1 pseudogene is annotated in these 836 nt (G+C 67.0%); it reads right to left on the bottom strand.

Annotated elements, in window-relative coordinates:
* Positions 1–836 (bottom strand): annotated as a pseudogene (gene rpoB / locus QZH66_RS17240) (DNA-directed RNA polymerase subunit beta); the annotation flags it as partial.

The raw sequence follows: 836 nt of genomic DNA, 5'->3' as shown, positions 1-836 counted from the left end.
GGCCACGGCCTCCTGGTCGTTGACGCGGATCACGATGCGGGTCGCATCGACATAGTCCACGACACCGCCACGGGTGGCCGTCACGACGGTGCCGGAGTCGACCGCGGCGACGCGCTCGATGCCGGTGCCGACCATGGGCTTTTCAGGGCGCAGCACCGGCACGGCCTGGCGCGACATGTTGGCGCCCATCAGCGCGCGGTTGGCGTCGTCGTGCTCCAGGAACGGCACCAGCGAAGCGGCCACCGACACGATCTGCGCCGGCGACACGTCCATGTACTGGATGCGCTCCGCGCCCACCAGCACCGACTCGCCCTTTTCGCGCGCCGACACCAGTTCGCCCGTCAGGCGGCCTTCGGCGTCGAGCGTGGCGTTGGCCTGCGCAATGATGTATTTGCCTTCTTCGATGGCCGAGAGGTAATCGATCTCGTTGGTCACCTTGGCGTTGGCCACGCGGCGGTACGGCGTCTCGATGAAACCGTATTCGTTCAGGCGCGCATACAACGCCAGCGAGTTGATCAGGCCGATGTTCGGACCTTCAGGCGTTTCGATAGGGCAGACGCGGCCGTAGTGGGTGACGTGCACGTCGCGCACTTCGAAGCCGGCGCGTTCGCGGGTCAGACCGCCCGGGCCCAGGGCCGAGACGCGGCGCTTGTGCGTGATTTCGGCCAGCGGGTTGGTCTGGTCCATGAACTGCGACAGCTGCGAGGCGCCGAAGAACTCCTTGAGCGCCGCGGAAATCGGCTTGGAGTTGATCAGGTCGTGCGGCATCAGCGGGTCTTGCTCGGCCTGGCCCAGGCGCTCCTTGACGGCCTTCTCGATGCGCGCCAGACCGGTGC

The sequence above is a fragment of the Stenotrophomonas sp. YIM B06876 genome, from assembly GCF_030711595.1.
Lineage (GTDB): Bacteria > Pseudomonadota > Gammaproteobacteria > Xanthomonadales > Xanthomonadaceae > Stenotrophomonas.
The sequence above is the reverse complement of the archived record's forward strand: the minus strand, read 5'-3'. Positions and strand labels throughout refer to the sequence as shown.